Origin of the sequence: Spectribacter acetivorans, assembly GCF_031846305.1 — a bacterium.
GTDB classification, from domain to species: Bacteria; Pseudomonadota; Gammaproteobacteria; order Nevskiales; family Salinisphaeraceae; genus Spectribacter; species Spectribacter acetivorans.
In genome coordinates this window covers 57,508-83,429 of record NZ_JAVRHY010000012.1, presented here as the reverse complement: position 1 = coordinate 83,429, position 25,922 = coordinate 57,508, and the positions used below count along the sequence as shown (strand labels likewise).

Genomic DNA, 25,922 nt, shown 5'->3' with positions numbered 1-25,922 from the left:
GTGTTCGACTACATTGAGCGATTCCACAACCCACGAATGCGACGCCGAGTCGCCAAGCAGGATCAGAAGCTTTTAGACGTTTCCAACCCGTCCGCGGAAACGGGGTAGAACCCGAACGCCGGGGCCTCATTGAAGCGGGTAGTAACCGGGACGCACGTTTCGGGACCGTCGACGCATTCCCCGGCAGAACGCCGGGGCCTCATTGAAGCTGCTTCACCCAGGTGGGCACGCCGGCGTGGCGGCCGCGTATTCCCCGGCAGAACGCCGACACCGTACTGAAACACCCGCGCGCAAGCATTTGCTTACCTGTTGCCGCCCGGCATTAGCTCATGGTCACAATCTGACCAAACAACGGACGCATTACCGACTTGCGCCTCCGCAGTCATACCTCACTGGACAGGTTAATGTCATTCGGTGACCACCCGATCCCTCCCGGCTGCCTTGGCGGCATAAAGCATGCGGTCCGCCATTTCCATCACGTATTCCAGTGACGTCGATTTGTCCGGGATGATCGTGAACAAACCGGCACTGGCGGTAATCGAGTCGGCGGCCGGCGTAATGCCGTGTCTGATATCCAGCGCCCGGACGCGGTCAAGCAACAGTTCGGCCATGCTCTGCATTTCCGCCGGGTCGTTGCCGATCCACGCCACGACGAACTCTTCGCCGCCGAAACGGCCGCAGCAATCCAGCGGGCGGCGCGCTGATTTCTGCAGAACTTCGGCCACCTGACGCAGGCAGTCATCACCTGCCAGGTGACCGTAGTTGTCGTTGTACAGCTTGAAATAGTCCAGATCCACGATTGCCAGCCCGATGACACACTGATGGCGTGTGGCGTGGCGCAGGTGCTGCCGCAGTGCGGTTTCGAGAGCGCGCCTGTTCGGCAGACCGGTGAGAGGATCCTGCGTGGAAAGCTGCTCAAGCAGGGTGGCATTGAGCCAGTTCAGTCGCATGGCGTGCTCGTAGGCATAGGTGCCGATGCAGCTCATCGCGATCAGGGTCAGATTGGCGCCGACCCGGTAGAAATCCTCGAGGTCGGCTGGCAGATAGAGAACTTCCCCGCCGACCAGGATCAGGACCAGCAACAGGGCCAGTACCAGCAGTTTTCTGCCGCGCATGCGCCCCAGAAAACCGGCGGATACGACAATGACTGCGATATATTCCATCGGCACGTCATAATCCGCCCCGTGGGCGACGATGCGCATCCGCATCACGGCCAGCCCGATCAGGATTCCGGTGGCAAAGATTGCGAAACCCGAGTAGCGCTGCAGACCACGAGCCGCGGTGATTACCAGACTGATAGCCAGCGCCGGCAGGATGACGAAAAGCTGCAACGGCAGCGAAACGTCACGCACCTCGGGCGGCACGCTGAGCAATGTCTGCGGCACAACGGTGGCCACGAGAATCACGATACCCAGCGCCAGCATCAGGATTCGATAACGAACCCCGGCTTGAAAGTAGTCTCGCCGGAAACGGCTTTCGATTTCCGAGTCACCGAATACAAGCCCGGGAAATCCGCGCGTCAGTTCCGACCGGATTCGGCTGGTCCAGCCGTTCTGGCCCGTGTGCGCTGCGTTTACCATGAAGACTTCCCGAAAATCCCTACCCGCCCCGCGGAACAGCCTGGAGGCGTAGAACCCCACGGAAAAGCACTCGAGTGGCGCACATGGCGCGATCCGCGACTGTTCGACCGGGCGGGACTGCCGCCGGGAGTTGCCTTTTCCGCCCTTGCTAGCTTTCCCCCGTGGAAAATTCGGGAGATTACGGCCGTGTTATCGATTCCTCTGGACAGACAGGTTGACGGCCGGTTGGAGAAAAGCTGTAGGGCAATCACCTATTTTCCTGACAAGCAAAAAGCGATTGCCTGACTTTCGACAAGGTCAATTCCCTACACACGGGCCACCGGGTGCAACGGCTGTTGCGCTCGCCGGCGGGGCAGGAAGTATCCGGGCGTTACGGTAGCCTCAAACAAGATCGGGCGGGGCCAGCTGACGCCGGCCCCGCCCGATGGGGTCATTGCAAGACGGTTGTGCTACTCGAACTTGGAGGTCAACCCGATGATCACCGTGCGTTCCGGGCCCGGCCGCAGGCCGTTGGCGTAGTCCACCGGGAACAGCTTGTCGGTGAGATTGCGCCCCTGCAGCCATAGCGTGGTCCCGGTATTCGGCAGCTGGTAGCTGGCCCGGGCCGAGTAGATGGTGTGGCTGGGCACGTTGCCGAAGATGATCGGCTCGCGGATTTCGGAGCTTCCGGTCGGCCGGGTTGGATTGGCCGGGTCGATCGGGTTGCCGTCCTCGTCCGCCACGGTGACCACGTCACTGTTCAGGCTGCCGGAGAAGAAATCCCCGAAGTAATGCATGGTGGCACTCAGATGCCAGCCCGCCTCGTGATCCATGCCCAGTGTGAGGTTACCCGCGTGTTCCGGCACTTCCGGAATGCGGTTGCCGTCCACCGGGCCCGAGGTGAACTCGGCCTTGGTGTAGCTGTAGGCCAGCTCGGCGAACAGGTTCAGTCGTGAACCGGTGAGCGCCGCGGAATTGAAGCGCCCGCCCAGATCGAACCCGTAGGAGCGGGAGTCGTCGTTGTTAACCACCAGGTTGGCGCCGTCGATGGTAATGGGCTCCTGGGTGATGGTGTCCTGGTAGTCGTTGTAGAACACAGCGCCTTCCATGCGCAGCCCCGGGAACGCCGCGGTGCGGAAACCGATCTGCGAGTTGATACCGGTTTCCGGCTCCAGCGGGAAGTCATCGGCCGTCCGGGCGAACGCCGGCGTGTAGCCACGGCCCACGTTGGCGAACCACTGGGTGCGCTCGTAGCCGTCGTAGACCACGCTGATGCTGGGCAGCACCAGGGTGTTGTCGTCGTCCTCGCGCGGGGAACCGGGACCGCTGTCGTCGATGATGACCTCGCGCTCCTGGGTGTAGCGTTCCACGCGAATGCCGGGCGTCACGGTCCAGAAGCCCATGCGGATGGCGTCCTGGAAGAAGCCCGATACCGCATCGGCATCGAATTCCGCCAGCGAATTCTCTTCGCCGGTGGTGGGCTCGGTCACGCCGATGCCGACCCGCCCGCGATTGCCTTCATCCAGCAGTTCGCCGGTGTTGCCGACCGGTTCGCGATTCTGGAACTCATGCACCTCGTAGCGCAGGCCCCACTGGAAATTGTGGGTGACGCGACCGGTCTGAATGCCGGCGAGCTGGAAGCGGGTTTCCAGGCCGGTGGTCTGGTAGCTGCGATCGCGGCCGATCATCACGCCGCTCACGCCCGGCTCGAAGAAGAACGCGGGATCCTCGTAACCGCCCGGGCTGAAATCCGGCACGCCGTTGTTCACGTCCACCTCGTCGGGTTCCACGGTAAAGCGCGGCCGCTCGAGGTCGGTATGGAACAGCTTGGTGGACATCGACAGCGTGTCGCTGAGCTGCCAGTCGTGGGTGAGGTCGAACTTCCAGTAGTTGATGGAGAAGTTGTTGTTCTCCTGCGCGAAGCGGCCTTGCTTGCTGCGCGGGTTGGCGGCGTACTCAGCCGGCAGCAGGTTGCTTTCGTCGTAGTCGGAGCGCTCGCGGAAGTAGGTGATCGACAAACCCAGGTCCTGGGTGTCGTTAATTGCCAGATCACCGCTGGCAAAGAAATCGTCGTACTGGAATTCCTCGATATCGAAGCTGCCGTCGGCGTCCAGCCCCGAGTAGGACAGCACCAGCCCCAGCGGGCCGTCGGTGCGGGTATGCATGATGTGGCGCTTGAAGGTGCTCGGATCACCGCCGGCCAGTTCCACCGTGGTTTCCGGGGTTTCCGTAGGCCGCTTGTTGATGAAGTTGATGATGCCGTGGTTGTTCAGCGGCCCGTGCAGCACATGACCGGCACCCTTGAGCACGTCCACCCGTTCGAGACGTTCCTGCGGCGGAGTGTAGTGGGCGCTGGGATCGATGTAGGTGGAGGCGTTAATCGGTACGCCATCTTCCATCAGCAGCACCTTGCGGGACCGCCGGGCGGGCGCGCCGCGAATGGCGATGCCGGAGCGCCGGCCAAGCACGTCGTCATAGATGGTGCGCACGCCGGGGGCGAAGTCGAGCGTGTCCATCAGCGTGTAGGGCTGGTAGGTCTCGATCTGCTCCTCGGTGATCTGGGTGGCCGCGCCCGGGGTCTGATCAACCTCGGTGGGCAGGGTGGCCTCGATATCGATCGGCGCCAGCGCGCCGGTTTCCTCCTGGGCCTGCGCCGCGTGACCGGCGAACAGGAACAGCGTACCGAATGCCAGCGGCGCCGCGCGGCCGGCCTTTGTCTTGATGAACATGAAAGCGTTCTCCTCCGAGACGCAGCACCCGGTTCCGGGCCCAGACCCGGCGGGCGCGCCGGCCGACTGAGCGTGACCGGCTTTGTATCCCCCCGACGCTGCGTCGTTTATGTCTCCGGCCGCCTGTGGCGACCCCCGGAAATGACGCTAAGCCCTGGCCCGCGGGCTGGATAGTGGATATCTTCCCGATTTGAGATCCGGTGCTGGTGACCAGTCAGCCAATCGGCTCGGGATGATCCGGCGACGCGGATGCGGTCAGCGGCAGTGTCACGCTCACGCGCAGGCCTTCGCCCTGTTCCCCGGATTCAAGCGCCATCGCCCCGTTGAGCGCCACCACCCGTTCGCGCAGACCGGTCAACCCCATACCGGGAACCAGCCGATGCGGCTGCCCGGCGCCATTGTCAGTGACATCCAGGCGCAGGCGCGCGTCGTCTTCGGTCCACAACTGCACGACCGCCCGGGTGGCGGCCGCGTGGCGGGCCACGTTGGTCAGGCATTCCTGCACCGCCCGATAGGCGGTGACCTGGACGGCGTCATCCGGCATCACCGCCAGGTCGCAGCGGGCCAGCACCCAGTCGACTTCGGGATGCCGGCGCTGCCAGTCGGCCACCAACCCGTCCAGCGCCTGGGCCAGGCCGAGGTCATCCAGCACCGGCGGCCGCAGCTGCTTGAGCAGCCGCCGCACCTGCTGCTGCAGGTGTTCCAGGCCGTCCTGCATCGCCCGCGCGCGGTCGGGCATGGAGGCGGTATCTCCCGCCTCGGCCGACCAGGCCAGGGCACTCAGCCGCGACCGCAGCCCGAACAGGTGCGGTCCCATTTCGTCATGCAGTTCCCGGGCAATGCTGCGGCGCTCGTCCTCCTGCATGGTCACCAGCCGCCGCATGAGCGCCGCCCGCTCGGCATTGTGGCTCGCCAGCACCGCAGCCAGATGATTGAAGCGGCGCTGGGTGTCGGCCAGCTCCGGCACCGCGTCGGTGGGCAGACATACGTCGAATTCATCCGCTTCCAGACGCCGGAAACCGTCGTGCAGACCGCGTAGCGGCGCAAGCCCGAACCAGATACCGACATAGACCAGCAGGCACACGAGAACCACCAGACCCAGCATCAGCGGCAGCAGACCGGTGACCTCGCCCCAGACTTCGGCCACCTCGTCGTCCGGCGTGGCCTGAATGCGAATGCTGGCGTTGCCCCAGCCGTGGAACTCGATATCGGGAAAATCGCGGTCGGCGGGGACCACCAGGTATTCGAACCAGGCGGGGGGCCTCACCGCATCCGGGCGCTCATTGAGCACCGTCCACTCGCCCGGCGACGATGCCACCGAGACGCGCACATGCCGCAGATCCTGAAACACCACCGACAGACGCTCGACATCTTCCCGCGAGAGCAGGTGGCGGGTGTCGCTCACGAAGAAACCCAGAAGGTCGCGGCTGAAAAGCAGGTTGGCGTTGATCTCGTCCACCACGGCCTGCCGCGCTCCCTGCAGAATGATCGCCAGGTCCGCCACCAGTCCCAGCATCAACACACCGGCGACGATGGCCAGCAGCCGCAACTTCAGCGACATGCTGCGACGCCGCCGCGAGTCAGGCAGCGGCCCGGTGTCCGGATCGGTTATGTCGTGGGGGCTGGGCAACGTCGGCAGCAACGGTCGGATCGCGGCAATGATGATGCCACGAGCCCCGGCCGCGCCCGATCGACAGGAGCCGGATCGGGCATTTCGCCCGATTGCACCGCCATGGCACCCGGCGCATCATCGGGCGGATAACCCCCGGTTCCGCCTGCGCCTTGAGTGCCACCCCCGCCATCCTGCTCATCGACGACCACGAAGTGGTACGCGGCGGCTGCCGCGAACTGCTGGAGCTGCGACGCTTCGGCGCCTGCCGCGAGGCCGGCACCGGCGAGGCGGGCTGGCAGATGCTGCAGGACAGCCGCCCGCAGCTTGTGATCCTGGATCTGTCGCTGCCGGACGTGCACGGGCTGGAACTGATCGAGCGCATCCGCACCCGGCCGCGCCCGCCGCGGGTGCTGGTGTTCACCATGCACGACGATCCCACGTTCGCCGCCCGCGCCCTGCGTGCCGGGGCCGCCGGCTACATCACCAAGACCAGCCCGCCGGAATGCCTGCTCGAGGGCGTGCGGGAAATCCTGGCTGGTGAGACCTACCTCAGCCCGGACATGGCCGAGGCGCTGGCGGTCAGCCGGGTGAGCGCCCTGGCCAGTCCGGTGCAGGCGCTGACGCCGCGCGAGCAGGACGTTTTCCGCCTGGTGGCCAGCGGTCACAGCAATGCCACCGTTGCCGATACGTTGGGGCTGTCGCACAAGTCGGTGTCCAATTATCTGGTGCGCATCAAGCACAAGCTGGCGGTCGACAGCATTGCCGACATGGTGCGTCTGGCCATGCGCTACGACGGCACACCGGAGACGGGGCCACCGACCACCGACTGACGCACACCAGGGCGGCTTGCCAGCCGCCGGCAAACGCGTTTAAGTCGACCCCGTAAAACAACACGACGGGAGGAGACGATGGCGGCAGGCGAACTCAGCTACGTCCACGGCGCCAGTCCGGTGCCGCTGCTGGGCGACACCATCGGCCGGGCGTTCGACCGGACGGTGGCCGAACACGGCGACCGCGAGGCCCTGGTCAGCCGGCACGAGAATCTGCGCCTGACCTACCGCGAACTGCAGACGCGGGTGGACGAATACGCCGCAGCATTCCTGGCCCTGGGGCTGGCGCCCGGGGACCGAATCGGTATCTGGTCGCACAACAACGCGGCCTGGCTGATCACGCAACTCGCCACCGCTCGGGCCGGTCTGGTGCTGGTTAACATCAACCCGGCCTATCGGCGATCGGAGCTGGTGTACGCGGTTAACAAGGTGGGCTGCAAGGCGCTGATCCTGATGCCGGCCTACGCCAGCAGCGACTACCTTGGCATCGTGCAGAGCGTGGCCCCCGAACTCGCTGAATGCGAGCCGGGCCAGCTGCAGGCCGCCGAGGTGCCGTCGCTGCGCCACGTAATCCGGCTGGGCCCCGACCCCACGCCGGGCATGTTCAATTTCGACGCGCTGCCGGGCCGGGTGACGCCGCCGCATCGCGAGCAGCTGGCCGAGATTACGGCCACCCTGCAGGCCGACGACCCCATCAATATCCAGTTCACCAGCGGCACCACCGGCAATCCCAAGGGCGCGACGCTGTCGCACCACAACATCCTCAACAATGGCTTCTTCGTCGGCGAAGCCATCCGCCTGACGCCGGCGGACCGCCTGTGCGTACCGGTGCCGCTGTACCACTGCTTCGGCATGGTGATGGGCAACCTCGGCTGCATCACCCACGGCAGCACCATCGTCTACGCCGGCGAGGCCTTCGACCCCGGCGCGGTGCTGGAAACCATGGCAGCCGAACGCTGCACCGCGCTCTACGGCGTGCCCACCATGTTCATTGCCGAGCTGTCGCATCCGGATTTCGGCAGCTTCGACCTGTCGTCACTGCGCACCGGCATCATGGCCGGTTCGCCCTGCCCGGAAGCGGTGATGAAGCGAGTTATCGACGAAATGCACATGAGCGAGGTCACAATCGCCTACGGCATGACCGAAACCTCTCCGGTGAGTTTCCAGACCGGCGCCGACGACAGCCTGGCCAACCGGGTGGGCACAGTCGGCCGGATACAACCGCACCTGGAAGTCAAGATCGTGGACGAGGCCGGCCGGGTGGTGCCGCGCGGCGAGCCCGGCGAGCTGTGCACCCGCGGCTACAGCGTGATGCTGGGCTACTGGGACGACGACGAGAAAACCCGCGAGGCCATCGACGCGGCCCGCTGGATGCACACCGGCGACCTCGCCACCCTGGACGAACACGGCTATTGCCGCATCGTCGGCCGGCTCAAGGACATGGTGATCCGCGGCGGCGAGAACATCTATCCACGCGAAATCGAGGAGTTCCTCTACCGCCATCCGGATATCGAGGATGTCCAGGTGATCGGCGTGCCCGACGAGAAATACGGTGAGGAACTCTGCGCCTGGATCCGGCTCAGGGCCGGGGCCACGACTGATGCACAGGCCGTTCGCGCCTTCTGCGAGGGCGAGATCGCCCACTACAAGATTCCGCGGCTGATCCGGTTCGTCGAGGACTTCCCCATGACCATCACGGGCAAGGTGCAGAAATTCCGCATGCGTCAGACCATGATCGAAGAAAGGTCCGGCGACGTTTGACCTGTTGGGTTGCGATAAACGTTATACTGTAACGATGCGATCGACGCGCCTTCCCATGCGACTGCTGATCACCGCCCTGCTGGCGGTGCAGTTGCTGGGCGCGGCGCACGCATTCGAACATCCGGCCATCGACCATGCCGACCATGCCTGCGTGGTATGCGCGCACGGCAGCGGGCTGGATGCGGCCCCGCCGGCCGGGACCGCGACGACGTCTCTGCCGGCCACGCACGGGACACCAGCGCCGGCCACGCTGCGCCGGCCGCCGGCGCGGCCGGTTCTTGCCTACCGCAGCCGCGCACCACCAGTCCTGTCCTGATCCATTCGATCCGCCGTCTCCGCCTGCCGCGGGGGCGATTGCATACGGCGCCCGCGGGCGCCACCGATCAGGACCTTTCCCATGCGTATTCTCGTCTCCGGCGCCATCCTGGCGCTGAGTCTCGGGGCGGCAACGGCCGCCGAACCGGAAACCCTCGAACCGATCGCCGTCGAGGCCCTGCCGCTGGGCGACCGCGGCGAGGCCGAGGCCCTGCAACCCGCGGCCGTGGTGGCCGACGACGAACTCCTGCGTCAGCGCGACAACAGCCTCGGCCGGACGCTTGACGGCGAACCCGGCGTGTCCTCGTCGGACTTCGGCGTGGGGGTGGGACGCCCGGTGATCCGTGGCCTGTCGGGCGCCCGCGTGCGGGTGCAGGAAAACGGCCTCGGCTCCGGCGACGTATCGACCCTGAGCGTGGATCACGCCGTCTCCATCGACCCGCTATCCGCCCACCAGATCGAGGTCCTCAAGGGCCCGGCGACGCTGCTCTACGGCTCGGGCGCCATCGGCGGGGTCGTCAATGTGGTCACCCACCGCATTCCCCGGGCGGCTCCCAGCCGGCTGACCGGCCACATGGATCTGGCGATCGGGGATTCCACCCTGGATGACACGCTCGCCCGGCTGGACCTGTCCGGCGGCGCGGGACCACTGGCCTGGAACCTCCAGGGCGGGGTCACCGAAAGCGATGACTACGAGGCCAACGACAACCGACCCATCGGCAACAGCTTTTCGGAAACCGACCAGTTCAGCGGCGGCGCCGCCTGGACCGGTGACCGCGGCTACCTGGGCGCGGCGATCAGCGGCTTCGGCAGCGAGTACGGGATTCCCGGCGAGGACCCCACCATCACCATCGACCAGGATCGCGTCGATCTGGGCGGCGAGCTGCTCGACCCACTGCCCGGCTTCGACCGGCTGGAATTCGCCGGGGCCTACACCGACTACCTCCACGACGAGGGCGGCGAAGTGTTCTTCGACAACCAGGAAACCGAGCTGCGCCTGGCCCTGACCCACGGTGACGCGGCCGGCTGGACCGGGGCCCTGGGCATCCAGGCCTTCGACCGGCAGTTCGAGGCCTTCGGCGAAGAGGAAGTGTTCGTGCCGCCGGTGGATACCCGCAACGTCGGTTTGTTCGCAGTGGAGGAACGGCCGGTCGGCGCCTGGACGCTGCAGCTGGGCGGCCGGATCGAGTATCAGGAACATCAGGCCGAGGGGGGCAACCCGGATCGCGATCACACGCCGATCAGCCTGTCGGTGGGCGGGCTGCGCCCGCTGGGCAACAATGTCGTGCTGACGGTCAATCTGGGCCAGTACCAGCGCGGGCCGGCGGCCGAGGAGCTCTACAGCAACGGTCCGCACGAGGCCACGCAGACCTTCGAGCGGGGCGATCTCGACCTGGACGAGGAAACCGCCAACAGTCTCGACCTGGGGCTGCGACAGACAGCGGGCCGGCTGCGCTGGTCGGTCAATCTGTTCGTCACCGACTATGCCGATTTCGTGTTCCTGGATACCGTGGATGCCGGCCTCAACGCCGACGGCACCGGCACCCCCGCCCAGGACGGCCAGGCCGATCGCGTAAGCGAGGAAGGGGTGTTCGACCCGGCCGGCGAACTGCTCCTGCTGGATTACAACGCCGCCGATGCCATGTTCTACGGCGCCGAATTCGAGCTGGGCTACGACCTGCTGACCGGCGCGACGGGCCTGACCGCGCGGGTGTTCGGGGACATGGTCCGCGGCGAGCTGGACGACGACACCAACCTGCCCCGCATCACTCCGGCGCGGCTGGGTCTGGGCCTCGACCTCACCCACGGCCCCTGGCAGGCCACGCTGGAAGCCCTGACGGCGGACGACCAGAACCGCACCGCACCACTGGAAACCGCCACCGACGGCTACACCGTCATGACGGCCTTCATCGCGGTGGAACTGCCCGGCGCGGGTGCCCGCACGCAGTTGTATCTGCGCGGCGACAATCTGCTGGACGAGGAGATCATCCGGCACACCTCGTTTCTTCGCATCCCGCAGCCGGGACGCCGCTTCAGTGCGGGGTTGAGCGTGCGGTTCTGAAGCGGAGATCGTCACGCCTGACGGCGCCGCGACAGCCGGCGCCGTCAGGCATGCGATATCATACCGGCCAGTCTAGCGGGGTTATTATGTCCGAACTGCTGATCACCAACGCGCGCCTGGTCAACGAAGGCGCCATCACCGACGCCGATGTGCTCGTGAAGAACGGCCGGATCGAACGCGTCGATCGTGAAATCGCCGCGCCCGCCAATGCGCAGGTCATCGACGCCGACGGCCGCCATCTGCTGCCCGGCATGATCGACGACCAGGTGCATTTCCGCGAGCCGGGACTGACCCACAAGGCTGACATCGCCCACGAATCGGCCGCGGCGGTGGCCGGCGGCATCACCACCTACATGGAGATGCCCAACGTCAAGCCGCCCACCATCGATGCCGATGCGCTGGCGGACAAGCATGCCATTGCCGCGCGCAACAGCCGCGCCAACTACAGCTTCTACCTGGGCGCCACCAACGACAATATCGAGGCCATCAAGCGCCTGGACCCGCGCAACAACTGCGGCATCAAGGTGTTCATGGGCGCCTCAACCGGCAACATGCTGGTTGACGACGACGACGCCCTGCACGCCATCTTCGCGGCCGCACCGGTGCCCATCATCACCCACTGCGAGGACACGCCGACGGTGCTGGCCAACGAGGCTGCGGCGCGCGAGAAGTACGGCGACGACGTGCCCATGAGCGAGCATCCCTACATCCGCTCCGCCGAGGCCTGCTACAAGTCCTCCTCCAAGGCGATCGCGCTGGCCCGGGAACACGGCACCCAGCTGCACGTGATCCACCTCACCACCGAGCGCGAACTCGAGATGTTCGAGCCCGGCCCCGTGGCCGGCAAGCAGATCACGTCCGAGGGCTGCGTGCATCATCTGTTCTTTGATGAACGCGATTACGCCGAGAAGGGCACGCTGATCAAGTGCAATCCGGCGATCAAGACCTCCGCCGACCGTCAGGCCCTGTTGCGTGCGGTGGCCGAGGATCGCATCGACGTGATAGCCACCGACCACGCCCCGCATCTGCTGGAAGAAAAAAACCAGCCCTACTTCCAGGCGCCCGCCGGGCTGCCGCTGGTCCAGCACGCGCTACTGTCGGTGCTGGAACACATGCACCGCGGGCTGTTCTCGCTGGAAACCATTGTCCGCAAGACCTCGCATAACGTGGCCGAACGCTTTCAGGTCTCCGAGCGCGGCTTTGTTCGGGAAGGTTACTGGGCCGATCTGGTTCTGATCGACACGGAAAAGCCCACCATCGTGGATGACTGGCCGATTCTGTCGAAATGCGGCTGGTCGCCGTTTGCCGGCACCACCTTCCGTTCGTCGATCGTGGCCACCATCGTGTCTGGTCAAGTGGCCTACGAGGAAGGTAAAGTTGTGGCTGGCTGTACGGGTCAACCCCTGACATTCTCGAGGTAAGGGCGATGGAAACCAGCGACCTGCGCAAGGCGGGACTCAAGGCGACGCTGCCGCGGCTGAAGATCCTGCAGGTCCTCGAAGCGAACAAGGCCGACCATCTGTCGGCCGAAGACGTTTATCGCATGCTCATGGACGAGGGCGAAGACGTCGGCCTGGCCACCATTTACCGGGTGCTGGCGCAATTCGAGGATGCCGGCCTGGTGATTCGTCACCATTTCGAGGATGGCCACGCCCTGTTCGAACTGGAACAGGGTCATCACGACCACATCGTGTGCGTGAAATGCGGGCGCATCGAAGAATTCTTCGACCGCGACATCGAGCAGCGCCAGCGCAAGATTGCCGAGGACAACGGCTTCGACCTGTCCAAGCACACGCTGGTGCTCTACGGCGAATGCCAGAATACCAACTGCAAGAAGGGCGACAGCTGACCGATCGCCCATGACGCGCCGGGCGGCCGGTCTGATCAGTGTCCGTGCCCGCGCCGCGCTCCCGACTCCAACTCAGGTGCCCCGATGATTCAACCGCACGGCTCGTCCGAGCTCGCCCCCCGTTATGTCTCCGACCGCACGCAGCGCGACGCGCTGATCACGGAAGCTGGCAGCCTGCCGGGGCTCACGGTCTCCTCGGCCGCCGCCGCCAACGCAGTGATGCTGGGCGCCGGCTACTTCAATCCGCTTGCGGGTTTCATGAACAAGGCCGATGCCCTGTCGGTCGGCGCGACGCTGCGCACCACCTCCGGCCTGTTCTGGCCGGTGCCGGTGCTGAACCTGATCGAGGACCCGGCCGCCCTGAACGGCGCCGAGCGCATCGCCCTGCGCGACCCCAATGTCGCCGGCGAACCGATCCTGGCCATCCAGCACGTCGAGGGCATCGACGAGTTCAGCGCTGACGAACTGGAAACCCTGGCCGAACAGGTATTCGGTACCACCGACCGCGATCATCCCGGCGTGGGTACGTTCCTGTCCCAGGGCCGTTTCGCGGTGCACGGGCCGATCCAGGTACTGAATTTCAGCTACTTCGAAACCGACTTCCCCGATACATTCCGCACTGCCGGCCAGATCCGCGAGGAATTCGCGAACCGTGGCTGGGAACGCGTGGTGGCCTTCCAGACGCGCAATCCCATGCACCGCGCCCACGAGGAGCTGTGCAAGATGGCGCTGGCCGACACCGGCGCCGACGGCGTGCTGGTGCACATGCTGCTGGGCAAGCTAAAGCCCGGCGACATCCCCGCGGACGTGCGCGACGCCGCCATCCGCAAGATGGTGGAGCACTACTTCCCGGAAAACACCGTGATGATTGCCGGCTACGGCTTCGACATGCTCTACGCGGGCCCGCGCGAGGCGGTGCTGCACGCCCTGTTTCGCCAGAACGCCGGCTGCAGCTATCTGATCGTCGGTCGTGACCATGCCGGCGTGGGCGACTACTACGGCCCGTTCGATGCCCAGACCATCTTCGACCAGCAGGTGCCCGACGATGCCCTGGCCATCGACATCTACCGCGCCGACCACACCGCGTTCTCGAAGAAACTGGGCAAGGTAGTGATGATGCGCGACGTGCCGGATCACACCAAGGACGACTTCGTCCTGCTCTCCGGCACCGCCGTACGGGACATGCTGGGCCGCGGCGAGGCCCCGCCCCCGGAGTTCTCGCGACCGGAAGTCGCGGAAATCCTGATGGCGCATTATCAGAAGCAGGACGGGTAATTCCGGGTAGGGTCGGAATCATCCCGCCATCGGGACACGGTATGTAATCCGGCCGGCGCCATGAATGGGGCCCTACACCACCGGCCGAAACCACGGTGGGCCGAATCCCGGTAGGGTCGGATTCATCCGACCAGTCAGCTACGGCAATGTACCGGCCCACCCCTGACGGGGCAGGCCGGGTTTCGACCCTCGCTATGCCTCGGGACGCAGGGCGTAGCGTCCGCCGCCGATCAGCGCCACCGCCAGACCGCCGAACAGGAAGAAGCCCTGCAGTTCCAGCGCCCAGGCACCGCGTTCGGTCAGCGCGAAGATTTCACCGGTGTGCGCCAGCGCGATGGCGAACAGCATGTTGATCACCACCAGCACCCCGCCGATCCGCGCGTACAGGCCCAGAATCAGCATCACCGGGGCGACGACCTCGCCCACGTAGACACCGTAGGCCAGCAGACCGGGCAGCCCCTGGTTGGCGAGCATGCCTTCAATGCCGCCGATGCCGCCCAGGATCTTGGGGATACCGTGGCCGAGCATCGCCAGGCCGATGTAGGCACGCAGGATGAGTTTGCCGATGTCGGCCGTGTTGTCGTCGTTCATGCCATCGCTCGCGAGTGGAACCTCGGCGGATTCTAGCCTGCCGTCATGCCGGCTGTCGCGTCAGCTGGCTGACAGCAGTTCCGGGTTCTGTACCGCCCGCCAGCAGTACCAGGCCGCTACCGAGCGCCAGGGCGCCCAGATCTTCCCGGCATCGGCCAGTGCCGCGGGGGACGGCATCTCGCAGCCCCGGATGACGGCATAACCCTTGCGCACACCGAGATCGTCCACCGGCCATATATCGGGACGGCCGAGCCGGAAGATCAGCAGCATTTCGGCGGTCCATCGGCCGATGCCGCGCACCGCGGTCAGCCGCTCGATGACGGTTTCGTCGTCAAGCTGGCGCAGCCGGCGAATGTCGGGCAGGCGCCCGTTCAGGCAGTGATCGGCCAGATCCCGTGCCGCTCGCAGCTTGTTGACGGACAGCCCGGCGCCACGCAGTTGCTCGTCGTCGAGACGCTCGAGCCCGGCGGCGCTGGCGCGGTTGTCACCGAACAGCGCCAGTATCCGGGCGTGAATGGTGCCGGCGGCCTTGCCGGACAATTGCTGGTAGACGATGGCCCGCAGCAGCACCTCGAAGGTATCGCCGCGCATGCGGTCGGCACCGAAACGCACCGGCCCGACCCGTTCGATCAACCCGGCCAGCCGCGGGTCAGTAGCGCTCAGCGCCCTGGCCGCGACTGCTGGATCATAGGTCAGAACGCTCAAGCAGCGTCGCCCACGTCCTCGTGGAAAAACCGCCCTTCCCGAGTGGGATGGATGATGCCCACGCGCACCGCGAAATCCCCGAAGTGCTCGCCGGGTTCACGCTCGGCGGCATAGCGGTGAATCATGGGCACGAGCTCGGCCATGATCTCGTCCTCGCCGATGTTCTCGCGGTAGAGCTTGTTGAGCCGATCGCCGGTGAACGAGGCCCCGAGATACAGGTTGTACTTGCCCGGCGCCTTGCCGGTGAAGGCAATCTCGCCCAGATAGGGGCGTGCGCAACCGTTGGGGCAACCGGTCATGCGGATGACGATGGCCTTGTCGTCCAGCCCGGCGTCGGCCATGACCGCATCCAGCTTGCCGATGAAGCCGGGCAGGTAGCGCTCGGACTCCGCCATCGCCAGCCCGCAGGTGGGGAAAGCCACGCAGGCCATCGCGGCCTGGCGCAGCGCCGTCTGGCGGCCGCCGCCGTCGAGACTGTATTGGTCCACGATGGCCTGTATCGCCGCCCGATCGGCTTCATCGACGTTGGCCACGATCAGGTTCTGGTTGCAGGTCAGGCGGAATTCGCCGCGGTGCACGCCGGCCAGCTCCCGCAGCCCGGTCATCAGCTGCTGGTGCTCGAAATCGGCAATGCGACCGTTCTCGATCAGCAGCGTCAGATGCCAGCGCCCGTCGTCGCCCTGGGTCCAGCCGAAGCGATCCCCATTGCCGGTGAACATCGCTTCGCGCGCGGGCTCGAGCGAAAATCCCAGGCGGTTGGTCAGCTCGCTCTCGAACCAGTCGAGGCCGTTATCGTCCAGCGTGTACTTGAATCGGGCCCGCTTGCGGTTCACCCGGTCGCCGTAATCCCGCTGAATGCCGATCACGTGTTCGGATACCGCGAGCACCTGATCGGGCGTGCAGAATCCGATTACCGAGCCCAGCCGCGGGTAAGTCGTCGGTTCGCCGTAGGTTGCGCCCATGCCGCCGCCGACCGACACGTTGAACCCCAGCAGTTCATCGCCGTCGGCGATGGCGATGAAGCCCAGGTCGTTGGCGTACACGTCGCTGTCGTTTTCCGGCGGGATGGCGATCGCGACCTTGAACTTGCGCGGCAGATACTGGCTGCCATAGAGCGGCTCGTGGTCCGGCTCGCCGCTCGATTCGCCGTCGAGCCAGAGTTCCTCGTAAGCCTTCGAGCGCCACAGCAGGTGCTCGCTTATGCGATGGGTCCAGTCATGGACCTCGGCGTGCAGACGCGAGCGGTGCGGATTGGTGTTGGCCACCACGTTGCGGTTGACGTCACCGCAGCCGCCCTTGGCATCCAGCCCGGCGGCATCGACCGCCTGCAGCAACGGCTTGAGGTGTTCCTTGAACACGCCGTGGTACTGGAACGTCTGGCGGGTGGTCACCCGCAGCGTGCCGTTGGCGTAGATACGTGCGATCTCGTCCAGCGCCAACCATTGCGAGGCCGTGAGTACGCCGCCGGGCAACCGCAGGCGCACCATGAACTGGTAGTGCGGCTCCAGCTTCTGCTGCTTGCGCTCGGCACGCAGGTCGCGATCGTCCTGCTGATAGAAGCCGTGGAACTTGGTCAGCTGGGTATCGTCGTCGGCCACCGCCCCGGTGGCGCGGTCGGCCAGGCTCTCGGCGATGGTGCCGCGCAGATAGTTGCTGCGCGACTTGATGTGCTCGACGTCGTTGAAGTCGGGTTGAATCTCGGGCATAGGTTTGAAGAGGTTTCGAGTTTGATGTTTCGGGTTTCAAGTTGCGCCCGGAACTCCGAGCACTACTGCCTGAAACCCGAAACGTGAAACTTGAAACGCGGCATGTCAGTAGACGTCCCGCTGATAACGCTTTTCCTTCTGCAGCCGCTTGAGATAGTCGGCGGCCGCGTCGGCGCTCATACCGCCCTGCTCGGCGATTATATCGCCCAGCGCGTCGTGTACATCGCGGGCCATCTGGTTGGCGTCGCCGCAGACGTAAACATTGGCGCCATTCTCGAGCCAGCCGTACACGTCCCGGGCCTGTTCCCGCAGACGATGCTGCACGTAGACCTTGTCGGCCTGGTCGCGCGAAAAGGCCACATCCAGACGGCTGAGCAGGCCGTCGCGGCGCCAGCGCAGCCATTCGGTCTGGTAGTAGAAGTCGGTGCGGAAATGCGGCGCGCCGAAGAACAGCCAGTTGTCGCCGCCGGCGCCCTGCTCCTCGCGCTCCTGCAGGAAGGCACGGAACGGAGCGACGCCGGTGCCAGGGCCGATCATGATCAGCGGCGTGTCATTGTCGGTCGGCAGCTTGAAGCTCTTGTTGGCGTCGATATACACCGGCACCCTGTCGTCCTCGCCCACCCGATCGGCCAGATGCGTGGACGCCACGCCCAGGCGGTCGCGGCCGTGGCTGTGATAGCGCACCGCTGCCACCGTCAGGTGCAGTTCGTCCGGATTGGCGGCATGACTCGAGGCGATCGAGTACAGCCGCGGTGGCAGCTTGCGCAGCAGGCGTACGAAATCCGCCGCGGACAGGCCCGGCACCGGGTATTCGCCAACCAGATCGGTCAGGTCGCGGCCGTAGACGTAATCGGCGAATGCATCGCGCTGATCATCGCCGAGCAGGTCCTGCAGGGCACTCGACTCGGCAAGCTGGGCGTATTGCGTGACGAACGGCCGCGTCAGCGTCGTGATCTCGTACTGGTAGCGCAGCGCATGCGCCAGGCTCACCTCGCCGTCCACGCCGGTCACCCGAGCATCGCCGTCCAGCTGCAGGGCCGCCAGCAACGCGTCCACCGCGGCCGGGGGATTGCTCGGCACCACGCCGAGGGAATCCCCCGGGGTCCAGATCAGACCGGAATCCTCAGTATCCAGCTCGATGTGGCGCACCTCCTTGTCGGAGCCGCGGCCATTGAGCACCGTGTTCGCCAGTAGCGAGGCCTCGAACGGGTTCTTGCGGGTGGGCGCCTCCGGCGCGCGTGATGCCGTGGGCAGGGTCGTGACCGTCGGATGGGCATTGCCGGCCGGTTCGGGCGCGGCGAACTTGGCCAGCACGTCAGCCGTCCAGGCTTCCGCGGCATCGTCGTAGTCGACGTCGCAGTCCACCCGGTCGATCACCCGGGTACCCCCGAGCTCGGCCAGGCGCTCGTCGATCACGCGGCCGGTCTCGCAGAAATGCTCGTAGCTGGAATCACCCAGGGCCAGGACCGAGAACCGGACCCCATCGAGCTTGGGCGCCTTCTTGCCATGCAGGAACTCATAGAAATCCTCGGCATCGTCCGGGGGCTCGCCTTCACCATGGGTGGAAACCACCACCACCAGGTTGCTTTCCTGCTTGAGATCCTTGGGCTTGTATTCAGCCATGTCGGCCAGCCGCGCGGTAATGCCGCCGGCCTGGGCGGCATCGCGCAGACTGCCGGCCACGCCTTCGGCGTTGCCCGTCTGCGATCCATAAAGGATGGTCAGCGTCTGCGAACTGCTCGCCGCCGCGGCCGGCGCGGCGTCGGCCACCGCGCCGGATTCCGCCAGCGCCGCGTTCAGCCCGGCCAGATACCCGCTGATCCATGTCGCCTGCATGGGCGATAGGGTCTCCACCAGCGATTCCAGCTGGGCAGCCTGACTGGCGTCGAGCGGGCTGCTATGTTCGCGAATCTGTGCGGCTTTCATGACGTTGGTCTCGTGGCATACGGGCCGAATGGGCACAGCCCCTGAGCGTGACGTGCAGCCTACGCTCGCGTCGTTATATTTAAAATATCTTGTTCATTATTTTTTTATAACTTTTTATGCAGATCGCCGCCCGTCCCGGTTGTTGCTAGAGTGCCGGTATCGCCCGTCAATCCGCCTTCCGCTCTTGCGTGACCCGGCCGCTGCCATGCCCCTCTGGCCCTGGATTCTGAGCCTCACCCTGTGGCTGGGCGCCTGTGCGGTGGCGCCGCCGCGGCAGCCGGACAATCTTTGCGCCATCTTTCAGGAGAAGGACGGCTGGTACGACGATGCCCGTGCCGCGCAAGAGCGCTGGGGCACGCCGATTCCCGTGCAGATGGCGATCATCTTCCAGGAATCCGCCTACCAGCAGGACGTGCGCCCGCCCCGCACCCGGCTGTTATGGGTCATCCCCTGGACACGGCCCTCGTCGGCCTACGGCTACACCCAGGCGCTGGACAGCACCTGGGCCTGGTATCAGCGCGACAGCGGCAACAGCTGGGCCGACCGTGACGACTTCGAGGACGCCGTCGACTTCGTAGCCTGGTACGTGCACCAGAGCCATCGGCAGATCGGCATTGCCCACCACGATACCTACAGCCAGTATCTGGCGTATCACGAGGGTCAGAACGGCTTCAAACGCCGCACCTGGGCGAACAAGAAATGGCTGATCAACGTGGCCTATCGCGTGAGCGCCCGCGCTGACCGCTATACCCGGCAACTGGCCGGTTGCCGCGAGGATCTGGAAAGCGGCGGCTGGTGGTTTTTCTGATCCTCAGACCAGCGCCGGTGTGTAGTGATCCACCAGCAACAGCGTGAAAATGGCCATCAGGTAGACGATGGAATAGCCGAAGGTCTTCATCGCCAGACCCGGCCGCGGGGCGTACTTCAGGCGAATGGCGTAATACAGGAACCAGCCGCCCAGTACGCTGGCGCCGACCAGGTACAGCAGCCCGCTCATGCCCACGGCGAACGGCAGCAGGGTCACCAGCACCATCATCACCGTGTACAGCAGCACCTGGGTGCGCGTGTACGCCAGTCCGTGCGTGACCGGCAGCATCGGGATATCCACCTCGGCATATTCCCGGTGGCGTTCGATTGCCAGCGCCCAGAAATGCGGCGGCGTCCAGACGAAGATGATCAGGAACAGCAGCAGCGAATGGGGATCGATGGTGTTGGTCACCGCCGACCAGCCCAGCACCGGCGGCGCCGCCCCGGCCGCACCGCCGATGACGATGTTCTGCGGCGTCGCGCGCTTGAGGTATAGCGTGTAGATGCCGGCATAGCCCACCAGTGTCAACAGCGTCATCCAGGCCGTGAGCGGGTTAACCAGCCAGTGCAGCACGGCCATGCCCAGCAGGCCGATGACCAGGGCAAACATCGAGGACTCCGGCACACCCAGGTGGCCGGTCACCAGCGGGCGGCCGCAGGTGCGCGCCATGCGGGCGTCGGCCTGACGGTCCAGAATCTGGTTCAGGGCCGCCGCCGAGGCCGCCATCAGGCCGATGCCGGCAGTGCCGAATACCAGTGCCGGCCAGGGCACCATGCCCGGCGTTGCCAGGAACATGCCCACCATCGCGGTGAACACGATCAGCAGCACCACCCGTGGCTTGCACAACTCGTAGTAGTCGGCCAGCCGCTGGGCGAACGTGGGCCGCGCCAGATCGAGGGAATTGGCACTCACGAGAGCCTCGCTCCCATCCGCCAGCTTGCGTGATTGACCGCCATAACCACCAATAATAGCAATGCCGCCGCCCCGTTGTGGGCCACCGCCACCAGCAGCGGCAGATGGGCCACCACCGCGGTAATCCCCAGAACGATCTGCAGCGTGACGGCCAGCAACAGCGCACCGGCCAACCAGCGCCAGCGATCATCGCGTCCGCCGGCGCGCCAGAGCACGGCGGTTAGTAACAGCATCACCGCGGCCACCACGATCGCACCCAGCCGGTGCACCCAGTGGATGGTGGCGCGGGGTTCGGCGTCGAGCACGCCGTACTCGTAGTTGATCCCCAGCCCGTGCCACAGGGTGAAGGCCTGGGCATAGTCGGTGTCCGGCCACCATTGCCCCTGGCAGGTAGGGAAGTCCGGACAGGCCAGCGCGGCATAGTTGGTCGAGGTCCAGGCGCCCAGGAACAGTTGCGCGAACAACGCCACCAGCGCCACGCCGGCCAGCAGCCGAAGCCGCGGACAGGCGGCCCAGCCGTTGAAATGGCGCCCCTGGCGCAGCAGACACCACCACAGCAGCGCCAGCGTGGTCATGCCGCCCAGAAGATGCGCCGTCACCACCAGCGGCTTGAGCAGCCAGGTGACCGTCCACATGCCGAGAATGCCCTGGAAGATCACCAGCCCCACAAGCGTCCACGGCAGCACCCGCTGCTGATGCGCCAGCGCCCGGCGGCGCCAGGCCATCCAGGCCAGCGCCAGGATTAGCAGCCCGAGGGCGCTGGCCAGATAGCGGTGGATCATCTCCTTCCACGCCTTGGGGGCCTCGACCGGGCGTTCCGGGAAGGCTGCGTTTGCCACCTCGGTTTCCGCGCCCAGCATGGGTACATCCAGATGGCCGTAGCAGCCCGGCCAGTCGGGACAGCCGAGCCCGGCGTCGGCCAGCCGCACGTAGGCGCCAACCGTGATCACCACGAATGCCAGCGCAATGGCGAGCAGATTGAGGCGATAGAAGCGATCGGTCATGGATGTAATTTCCGGCAACGCCGCAACGGCATCAGCCGATGTGCGACAGCTTGAGCAGGTGCTTGATGTCCTTGAACAGGGCATCGGCCGGGCTGTCCATATCCCGCGGGTAGTACAGCACCCAGTTGCCCAGCGGATCGATCAGATATATCACCCCGCTGGCCGCCGGGGCCGAGGCGCGCTCGTTTAGAAATGCCTGCAGCCGATCACCGCCGGTCACCACGACAAGGTCCGGATGACCGTTGTCCGGCAGGGATGCGTCCGCGGCGTCGCCGGTCACCAGCACTCGCTGCACCCGAGTGGCCCGGCGGTGCAGCAGTGTGCGTACCTGACGGGTATCGGCCAGGACGGCCTGACAGGTGTCACCGCAACCTTGCGGCGCCACGGTGAGCACGGTCCACATCTCGTCGAACAGGTCACGCCCGTCGACGGCGCCGTTCTCGCCCTGAAATGCGGCATCCGGCAACGCCTGGACCGGCTGCACCAGCACGCCCTTGCTGCCGCCGCCGGTTGGCATCCAGCGTGGCACGGCGTAGTACATCAGCGCGGCCAGGGCCAGCGGGCCGAAGAACAGACCCACCAGCACCAGCAGTTTCAGTCGCGATCGGGTTGTTGGTTGCGTCATGCGCGTCGCTTCGTGTTCATGAACAGAAATATCACCAGCACTGCCAGCGCCATGGCGTACCACTGCACCGCATAGCCGATGTGCCGCTGCGGCGGAATCCCCACCGACTGCCAGTCGCGCTCGAACCCGCCCGGCTGGGACTCGTCCAGCAGGACGATGCCGGTCAGGATCGGCGCCTCGTACTGGCACTCGACCTGCGCGGCGGTCGGATAGTTCAGCACCCGCGGCCAGTCCGACTGTTCACAGGCATCAGGCGCCGCCAGCCGCATCCCCGGTTCCGGCAACGAACGCCAGAGTCCGGTCACGCGCTGCCGGCCGGCCGGCACATCGGGACGCGGTGGCTCGGCCCGGTCACCGCTCCGTGCCACCCAGCCCCGGTCTATCAATACGAGCCGGCCGTCATCCAGACGCAGCGGCGTCCATACGCGGTACCCGGCAGCGCTTTGCCAGACCTGGTTGTCCAGCAGCAGCTGGCGCCCGGCCAGATAGCCACCCGACACCACCACCCGCCGACCATAGTCCGATCCCGGCTGGGTAACGTCCGCCAGACGCATCGGTTCTGCCTGGCGTGCCGTACTTCTCTGCTCTAGGATGGCCTGCTTGTCCTGCGCTCTATGCAGTTGCCAGGTGCCCAGCCCGCCCAGCACCAGCATCGCCGGCAGAAACACGAGCCAGGCCCACCAGGGCGGACGGAACCTCAAGATTCAATGACCAAAATCATCATCGTCATCTTCCTCGTCGCCATCGTCACGGCCCTGATGGCGGGCATGGTCTTTCTGGTCAAGGACGACGGCGACAGCAAACGTACCGTGCGGGCGCTCACATGGCGGATCAGCCTGTCACTCGCCCTGATCACCCTGCTGGTGATCGGCTACGCCGCGGGCTGGATCCAGCCGCACGGCGTGATGCCGCGCTGACACCCGGCGCTGTCCGGCAACAGCACCGGGCCCGCCCTCAAAGTATGTAGACGAAGACGAACAGGCCCAGCCACACCACGTCGACGAAATGCCAGTACCAGGCCACGGCCTCGAAGCCGAAGTGGTCGTGCTCGGAAAAGTGGCCCTTCAGGCATCGCCCCAGGATCACGATCAGCATGATCGTGCCCAGCGTCACGTGCATGCCGTGAAAGCCGGTGAGCATGAAGAAGGTCGAGCCGTAGATGCCCGAACTCAGGGTCAGATTGAGATCCTGATAGGCGTGGATGTATTCCTCGGCCTGGAAAAACAGGAAGGCCAGACCCAGGGCAACGGTTGCGGCCAGACCCAGATTCAGCTTGAGCCGGCTACCTTCCTTGAGGCCCCAGTGCGCGATGGTCAGCGTCACGCCGGAGGTCAGCAGGAGAATGGTGTTCAGGAACGGTACACCCCAGGGCGGAATGATGCCGAACTCGCCGCCGACACCGGCCGGACCGTTGGTGGGCCAGGACGCCTCGAACCCCTTCCACAGAAACTCGTTGGTGGTGAACTCCGAGCCTTCGCCCGCCAGCCATGGCACGGACAGCACACGGGCGTAGAACAGTGCGCCGAAGAAGGCGCCGAAGAACATCACCTCGGAAAAGATGAACCAGCTCATGGCCCACCGGAAGGTCATGTCCTCCTGGGCGCCGTAAGCACCGCTACGGTTTTCGCGGATCACACCGCGGAACCACACGAAACTCATCACCAGCACCATCGCCAGACCCGCGGCCATTGCATAGGCGCCAATGCCGTCGGAGCCGTTGAGCACCGCCGCGAACCCGCCGAGCATGACGATCATGCTCACGGTCATCATGAACGGCCAGGCACTGGGCTCCGGCACGTAGTACTGCTCGTTTCGTGTCTGGACCGACATGATTCTCCCTCTCTACCTGATGACCACAGCCGTCTGGCGCGGGTGGCCGGGTGTTGTTCTGGTCGACTGAGTCATCAGCCGCTCATGCTGATGAATATCGCCACATAGAAACCCACGGCCACCGCGACGAGCACCGCCGCGGTGACCAGGTTACGCCGCCGGAGTGCCTTGTCTTCAGGCATGCTTCTCCGGCACCGCGGTGATTTCCCTGGGATCGATCGTCGGCGGGGTCTCGAAGGTGTGGTACGGCGCCGGCGAGGCCACCGTCCATTCCAGGCCCCGGGCGCCTTCCCAGACGCGGTCCGTGGCCTTCTGGCCGGCGCCGCGCATGCACTGGATCATGTTGTAGATGAACACGAACTGCCCGATGAAGAAGGCGAACGCGCCCACCGACGAGATCACGTTGAACTCGGTGAACTGGGTGGCGTAGTCCGGGATGCGTCGCGGCATGCCGGCCAGGCCCAGGAAGTGCTGCGGGAAGAACAGCACGTTGATCCACACGGCCGACCACCAGAAGTGGAACTTGCCCAGCGTCTCGTTGTACATCACACCGGTCCACTTGGGGATCCAGTAGTAGATGGCGGCAATGATGGAGAACACCGCACCCGGTACCAGCACGTAGTGGAAATGCGCCACCACGAAGTAGGTGTCGTGGTACTGGAAGTCCGCCGGGGTGATCGCCAGCATCAGGCCGGAAAAGCCACCCAGCGAGAACAGGAACACGAAGCCGAGCGCGAACAGCATGGGCGTTTCGAACGTCATCGCCCCGCGCCACATGGTGGCCACCCAGTTGAACACCTTCACGCCGGTTGGCACCGCGATCAGCATGGTGGCGAACATGAAGAACAGCTCGCCGGCCACCGGCATGCCCACGGTAAACATGTGGTGGGCCCAGACGATGAACGACAGGAAGGCGATCGAAGCCGTCGCGTAGACCATGGAGTCATACCCGAACAACGGCTTGCGCGCGAAGGTCGGGATGATGGTCGACACGATGCCGAACGCCGGCAGGATCATGATGTAAACCTCGGGATGCCCGAAGAACCAGAAGATGTGCTGGAACATCACCGGATCACCACCGCCGGTGGCGGAGAAGAAGGTGGTGCCAAAGTAGCGGTCGGTCAGCAGCATCGTCACCGCCCCGGCCAGCACAGGCATCGCCGCGATCAGCAGATACGCGGTGATCAGCCAGGTCCATACGAACAGCGGCATCTTGAGCAGGGTCATGCCCGGCGCGCGCATGTTCAGAATGGTCACTACCACGTTGATGGCGCCGGTGATCGACGAGATGCCCATCATGTGGATGGCGAAGATCATCAGCGGCAGTGAATCACCGGATTGCAGCACCAGTGGTGGATACATGGTCCAGCCGGCCGCCGGGCCGCCGCCGTTCACGAACAGCGTCGACAGCAGCATGGCGAAGGCGAAGGGCAGAATCCAGAAGCCCCAGTTGTTCACCCGCGGCAGGGCCAGGTCGGAGGCACCGATCATCATCGGCACCATCCAGTTGGCCAGCCCCACGAAGCCGGGCATCACCCCGCCGAAGATCATCACCAGCGCATGCAGCGTGATCATCTGGTTGTAGAAATCGGGATCGACGAACTGGATGCCCGGACCGGTGAGCTCGGCCCGGATGATCAGCGACATCACCCCGCCGATGAACAGCATGGTCAGGGAGAAGATCAGATACAGGGTGCCCAGATCCTTGTGGTTGGTGGTGCTGACCCACCGCATGATCCAGGGGAAGAACCCGTCCTTGAGCGTGACCGGTCCGTGGTGATGGTGGTCGTCGTGACCTGCCTCGTGTGCGTGACTCATTGCCT

At 65.3% G+C, this 25,922-nt stretch carries 22 protein-coding genes; 9 read left to right on the top strand and 13 right to left on the bottom strand.

What is annotated here, in order from left to right:
• Positions 1-407: 407 nt before the first annotated feature.
• The 3 genes from RM531_RS12495 to RM531_RS12485 all read right to left on the bottom strand — a co-directional run bounded on the left by RM531_RS12495 (position 408) and on the right by RM531_RS12485 (position 5,849).
• Entirely contained in the window at positions 408-1,580 is a 1,173-nt protein-coding gene (locus tag RM531_RS12495) for a GGDEF domain-containing protein (RefSeq protein ID WP_311659676.1), read from the bottom strand.
• A 449-nt stretch (positions 1,581-2,029) separates the two neighbouring features.
• Positions 2,030-4,288, bottom strand: a complete 2,259-nt coding sequence (locus RM531_RS12490) for a TonB-dependent receptor family protein (protein ID WP_311659675.1) — start codon at positions 4,286-4,288, stop codon at positions 2,030-2,032.
• Positions 4,289-4,502: 214 nt separating this feature from the next.
• The gene (locus RM531_RS12485) at positions 4,503-5,849 is read right to left on the bottom strand and encodes a histidine kinase (protein WP_311659674.1); all 1,347 of its coding nucleotides are present in this window, start codon (positions 5,847-5,849) and stop codon (positions 4,503-4,505) included.
• Between the two features lie 221 nt (positions 5,850-6,070).
• Here RM531_RS12485 and RM531_RS12480 point away from each other — a divergent pair, with 221 nt between their 5' ends.
• The 7 genes from RM531_RS12480 (at position 6,071) to sat (ending at position 13,992) form a co-directional block, all read left to right on the top strand.
• A complete protein-coding gene (locus RM531_RS12480; RefSeq protein WP_311659673.1) occupies positions 6,071-6,730 on the top strand; it encodes a response regulator in 660 nt (219 codons plus the stop codon).
• A 78-nt stretch (positions 6,731-6,808) separates the two neighbouring features.
• On the top strand, positions 6,809-8,491 hold the full coding sequence (locus RM531_RS12475) for an AMP-binding protein (RefSeq protein WP_311659672.1): 1,683 nt from the start codon (positions 6,809-6,811) through the stop codon (positions 8,489-8,491).
• A 55-nt stretch (positions 8,492-8,546) separates the two neighbouring features.
• On the top strand, positions 8,547-8,807 hold the full coding sequence (locus RM531_RS12470; protein WP_311659671.1) for a hypothetical protein: 261 nt from the start codon (positions 8,547-8,549) through the stop codon (positions 8,805-8,807).
• Positions 8,808-8,888: 81 nt separating this feature from the next.
• A complete protein-coding gene (locus RM531_RS12465) occupies positions 8,889-10,868 on the top strand; it encodes a TonB-dependent receptor (RefSeq protein ID WP_311659670.1) in 1,980 nt (659 codons plus the stop codon).
• A gap of 86 nt (positions 10,869-10,954) precedes the next feature.
• A complete protein-coding gene (locus RM531_RS12460) occupies positions 10,955-12,289 on the top strand; it encodes a dihydroorotase (RefSeq protein WP_311659668.1) in 1,335 nt (444 codons plus the stop codon).
• Positions 12,290-12,294: 5 nt separating this feature from the next.
• Positions 12,295-12,717, top strand: a complete 423-nt coding sequence (gene fur, locus RM531_RS12455; RefSeq protein WP_311652006.1) for a ferric iron uptake transcriptional regulator — start codon at positions 12,295-12,297, stop codon at positions 12,715-12,717.
• Between the two features lie 84 nt (positions 12,718-12,801).
• On the top strand, positions 12,802-13,992 hold the full coding sequence (gene sat, locus RM531_RS12450; RefSeq protein ID WP_311659667.1) for a sulfate adenylyltransferase: 1,191 nt from the start codon (positions 12,802-12,804) through the stop codon (positions 13,990-13,992).
• 192 nt (positions 13,993-14,184) lie between these two features.
• Here sat and RM531_RS12445 read toward each other — a convergent pair whose 3' ends face one another.
• The 4 genes from RM531_RS12445 to RM531_RS12430 form a co-directional block, all read right to left on the bottom strand.
• Entirely contained in the window at positions 14,185-14,583 is a 399-nt protein-coding gene (locus RM531_RS12445; protein ID WP_311659666.1) for a DoxX family protein, read from the bottom strand.
• A gap of 60 nt (positions 14,584-14,643) precedes the next feature.
• Positions 14,644-15,288 (bottom strand): DNA-3-methyladenine glycosylase family protein, encoded by a 645-nt coding sequence (locus tag RM531_RS12440; protein ID WP_311659665.1) that lies wholly within the window; start codon positions 15,286-15,288, stop codon positions 14,644-14,646.
• A complete protein-coding gene (gene cysI, locus RM531_RS12435; RefSeq protein ID WP_311659664.1) occupies positions 15,285-16,994 on the bottom strand; it encodes an assimilatory sulfite reductase (NADPH) hemoprotein subunit in 1,710 nt (569 codons plus the stop codon). Before cysI ends, RM531_RS12440 begins: the two co-directional genes overlap by 4 nt.
• A 105-nt stretch (positions 16,995-17,099) precedes the next feature.
• Entirely contained in the window at positions 17,100-18,920 is a 1,821-nt protein-coding gene (locus RM531_RS12430) for an assimilatory sulfite reductase (NADPH) flavoprotein subunit (RefSeq protein WP_311659663.1), read from the bottom strand.
• Positions 18,921-19,125: 205 nt separating this feature from the next.
• On the opposite strand from RM531_RS12430, the gene RM531_RS12425 reads away from it, so the two are divergent.
• Positions 19,126-19,728 (top strand): transglycosylase SLT domain-containing protein, encoded by a 603-nt coding sequence (locus RM531_RS12425; protein WP_311659662.1) that lies wholly within the window; start codon positions 19,126-19,128, stop codon positions 19,726-19,728.
• Positions 19,729-19,731: 3 nt separating this feature from the next.
• Here the strand turns inward: RM531_RS12425 and cyoE are convergent, their stop codons facing one another.
• Genes cyoE through RM531_RS12405 form a run of 4 tightly spaced genes read right to left on the bottom strand, consistent with a single transcriptional unit; the run spans position 19,732 to position 22,970 of the window.
• A complete protein-coding gene (cyoE, locus tag RM531_RS12420) occupies positions 19,732-20,640 on the bottom strand; it encodes a heme o synthase (RefSeq protein ID WP_311659661.1) in 909 nt (302 codons plus the stop codon).
• Positions 20,637-21,644, bottom strand: a complete 1,008-nt coding sequence (locus RM531_RS12415) for a COX15/CtaA family protein (RefSeq protein ID WP_311659659.1) — start codon at positions 21,642-21,644, stop codon at positions 20,637-20,639. The genes cyoE and RM531_RS12415 overlap by 4 nt, the downstream gene beginning before the upstream one ends.
• 31 nt (positions 21,645-21,675) lie before the next feature.
• On the bottom strand, positions 21,676-22,269 hold the full coding sequence (locus tag RM531_RS12410) for a hypothetical protein (RefSeq protein WP_311659658.1): 594 nt from the start codon (positions 22,267-22,269) through the stop codon (positions 21,676-21,678).
• Positions 22,266-22,970: an SURF1 family protein gene (locus tag RM531_RS12405; protein ID WP_311659657.1), complete on the bottom strand. Its 705-nt coding sequence runs from the start codon at positions 22,968-22,970 to the stop codon at positions 22,266-22,268. Before RM531_RS12405 ends, RM531_RS12410 begins: the two co-directional genes overlap by 4 nt.
• Before the next feature lie 6 nt (positions 22,971-22,976).
• Here RM531_RS12405 and RM531_RS12400 point away from each other — a divergent pair, with 6 nt between their 5' ends.
• Positions 22,977-23,186, top strand: a complete 210-nt coding sequence (locus RM531_RS12400) for a twin transmembrane helix small protein (RefSeq protein WP_311659656.1) — start codon at positions 22,977-22,979, stop codon at positions 23,184-23,186.
• Positions 23,187-23,223: 37 nt separating this feature from the next.
• On the opposite strand, the gene RM531_RS12395 is transcribed toward RM531_RS12400, so the two are convergent.
• Together RM531_RS12395 and ctaD are read right to left on the bottom strand one after the other, a co-directional pair.
• A complete protein-coding gene (locus tag RM531_RS12395) occupies positions 23,224-24,099 on the bottom strand; it encodes a cytochrome c oxidase subunit 3 (protein ID WP_311659654.1) in 876 nt (291 codons plus the stop codon).
• Positions 24,100-24,273: 174 nt separating this feature from the next.
• Positions 24,274-25,917: a cytochrome c oxidase subunit I gene (ctaD, locus tag RM531_RS12390; protein ID WP_311659653.1), complete on the bottom strand. Its 1,644-nt coding sequence runs from the start codon at positions 25,915-25,917 to the stop codon at positions 24,274-24,276.
• Positions 25,918-25,922 lie beyond the last annotated feature (5 nt).

Coding starts and splice junctions, on each gene's coding strand:
- RM531_RS12465 (WP_311659670.1), top strand. CDS start 8,889: ATGCGTATTCTCGTCTCCGGCGCCATCCTGGCGCTGAGTCTCGGGGCG.
- RM531_RS12410 (WP_311659658.1), bottom strand. CDS start 22,269: ATGACGCAACCAACAACCCGATCGCGACTGAAACTGCTGGTGCTGGTG.
- RM531_RS12470 (WP_311659671.1), top strand. CDS start 8,547: ATGCGACTGCTGATCACCGCCCTGCTGGCGGTGCAGTTGCTGGGCGCG.
- sat (WP_311659667.1), top strand. CDS start 12,802: ATGATTCAACCGCACGGCTCGTCCGAGCTCGCCCCCCGTTATGTCTCC.
- cysI (WP_311659664.1), bottom strand. CDS start 16,994: ATGCCCGAGATTCAACCCGACTTCAACGACGTCGAGCACATCAAGTCG.
- RM531_RS12400 (WP_311659656.1), top strand. CDS start 22,977: ATGACCAAAATCATCATCGTCATCTTCCTCGTCGCCATCGTCACGGCC.
- RM531_RS12430 (WP_311659663.1), bottom strand. CDS start 18,920: ATGAAAGCCGCACAGATTCGCGAACATAGCAGCCCGCTCGACGCCAGT.
- RM531_RS12495 (WP_311659676.1), bottom strand. CDS start 1,580: ATGGTAAACGCAGCGCACACGGGCCAGAACGGCTGGACCAGCCGAATC.
- RM531_RS12415 (WP_311659659.1), bottom strand. CDS start 21,644: ATGACCGATCGCTTCTATCGCCTCAATCTGCTCGCCATTGCGCTGGCA.
- RM531_RS12425 (WP_311659662.1), top strand. CDS start 19,126: ATGCCCCTCTGGCCCTGGATTCTGAGCCTCACCCTGTGGCTGGGCGCC.
- ctaD (WP_311659653.1), bottom strand. CDS start 25,917: ATGAGTCACGCACACGAGGCAGGTCACGACGACCACCATCACCACGGA.
- RM531_RS12485 (WP_311659674.1), bottom strand. CDS start 5,849: ATGTCGCTGAAGTTGCGGCTGCTGGCCATCGTCGCCGGTGTGTTGATG.
- RM531_RS12475 (WP_311659672.1), top strand. CDS start 6,809: ATGGCGGCAGGCGAACTCAGCTACGTCCACGGCGCCAGTCCGGTGCCG.
- RM531_RS12460 (WP_311659668.1), top strand. CDS start 10,955: ATGTCCGAACTGCTGATCACCAACGCGCGCCTGGTCAACGAAGGCGCC.
- RM531_RS12490 (WP_311659675.1), bottom strand. CDS start 4,288: ATGTTCATCAAGACAAAGGCCGGCCGCGCGGCGCCGCTGGCATTCGGT.
- RM531_RS12445 (WP_311659666.1), bottom strand. CDS start 14,583: ATGAACGACGACAACACGGCCGACATCGGCAAACTCATCCTGCGTGCC.
- RM531_RS12395 (WP_311659654.1), bottom strand. CDS start 24,099: ATGTCGGTCCAGACACGAAACGAGCAGTACTACGTGCCGGAGCCCAGT.
- fur (WP_311652006.1), top strand. CDS start 12,295: ATGGAAACCAGCGACCTGCGCAAGGCGGGACTCAAGGCGACGCTGCCG.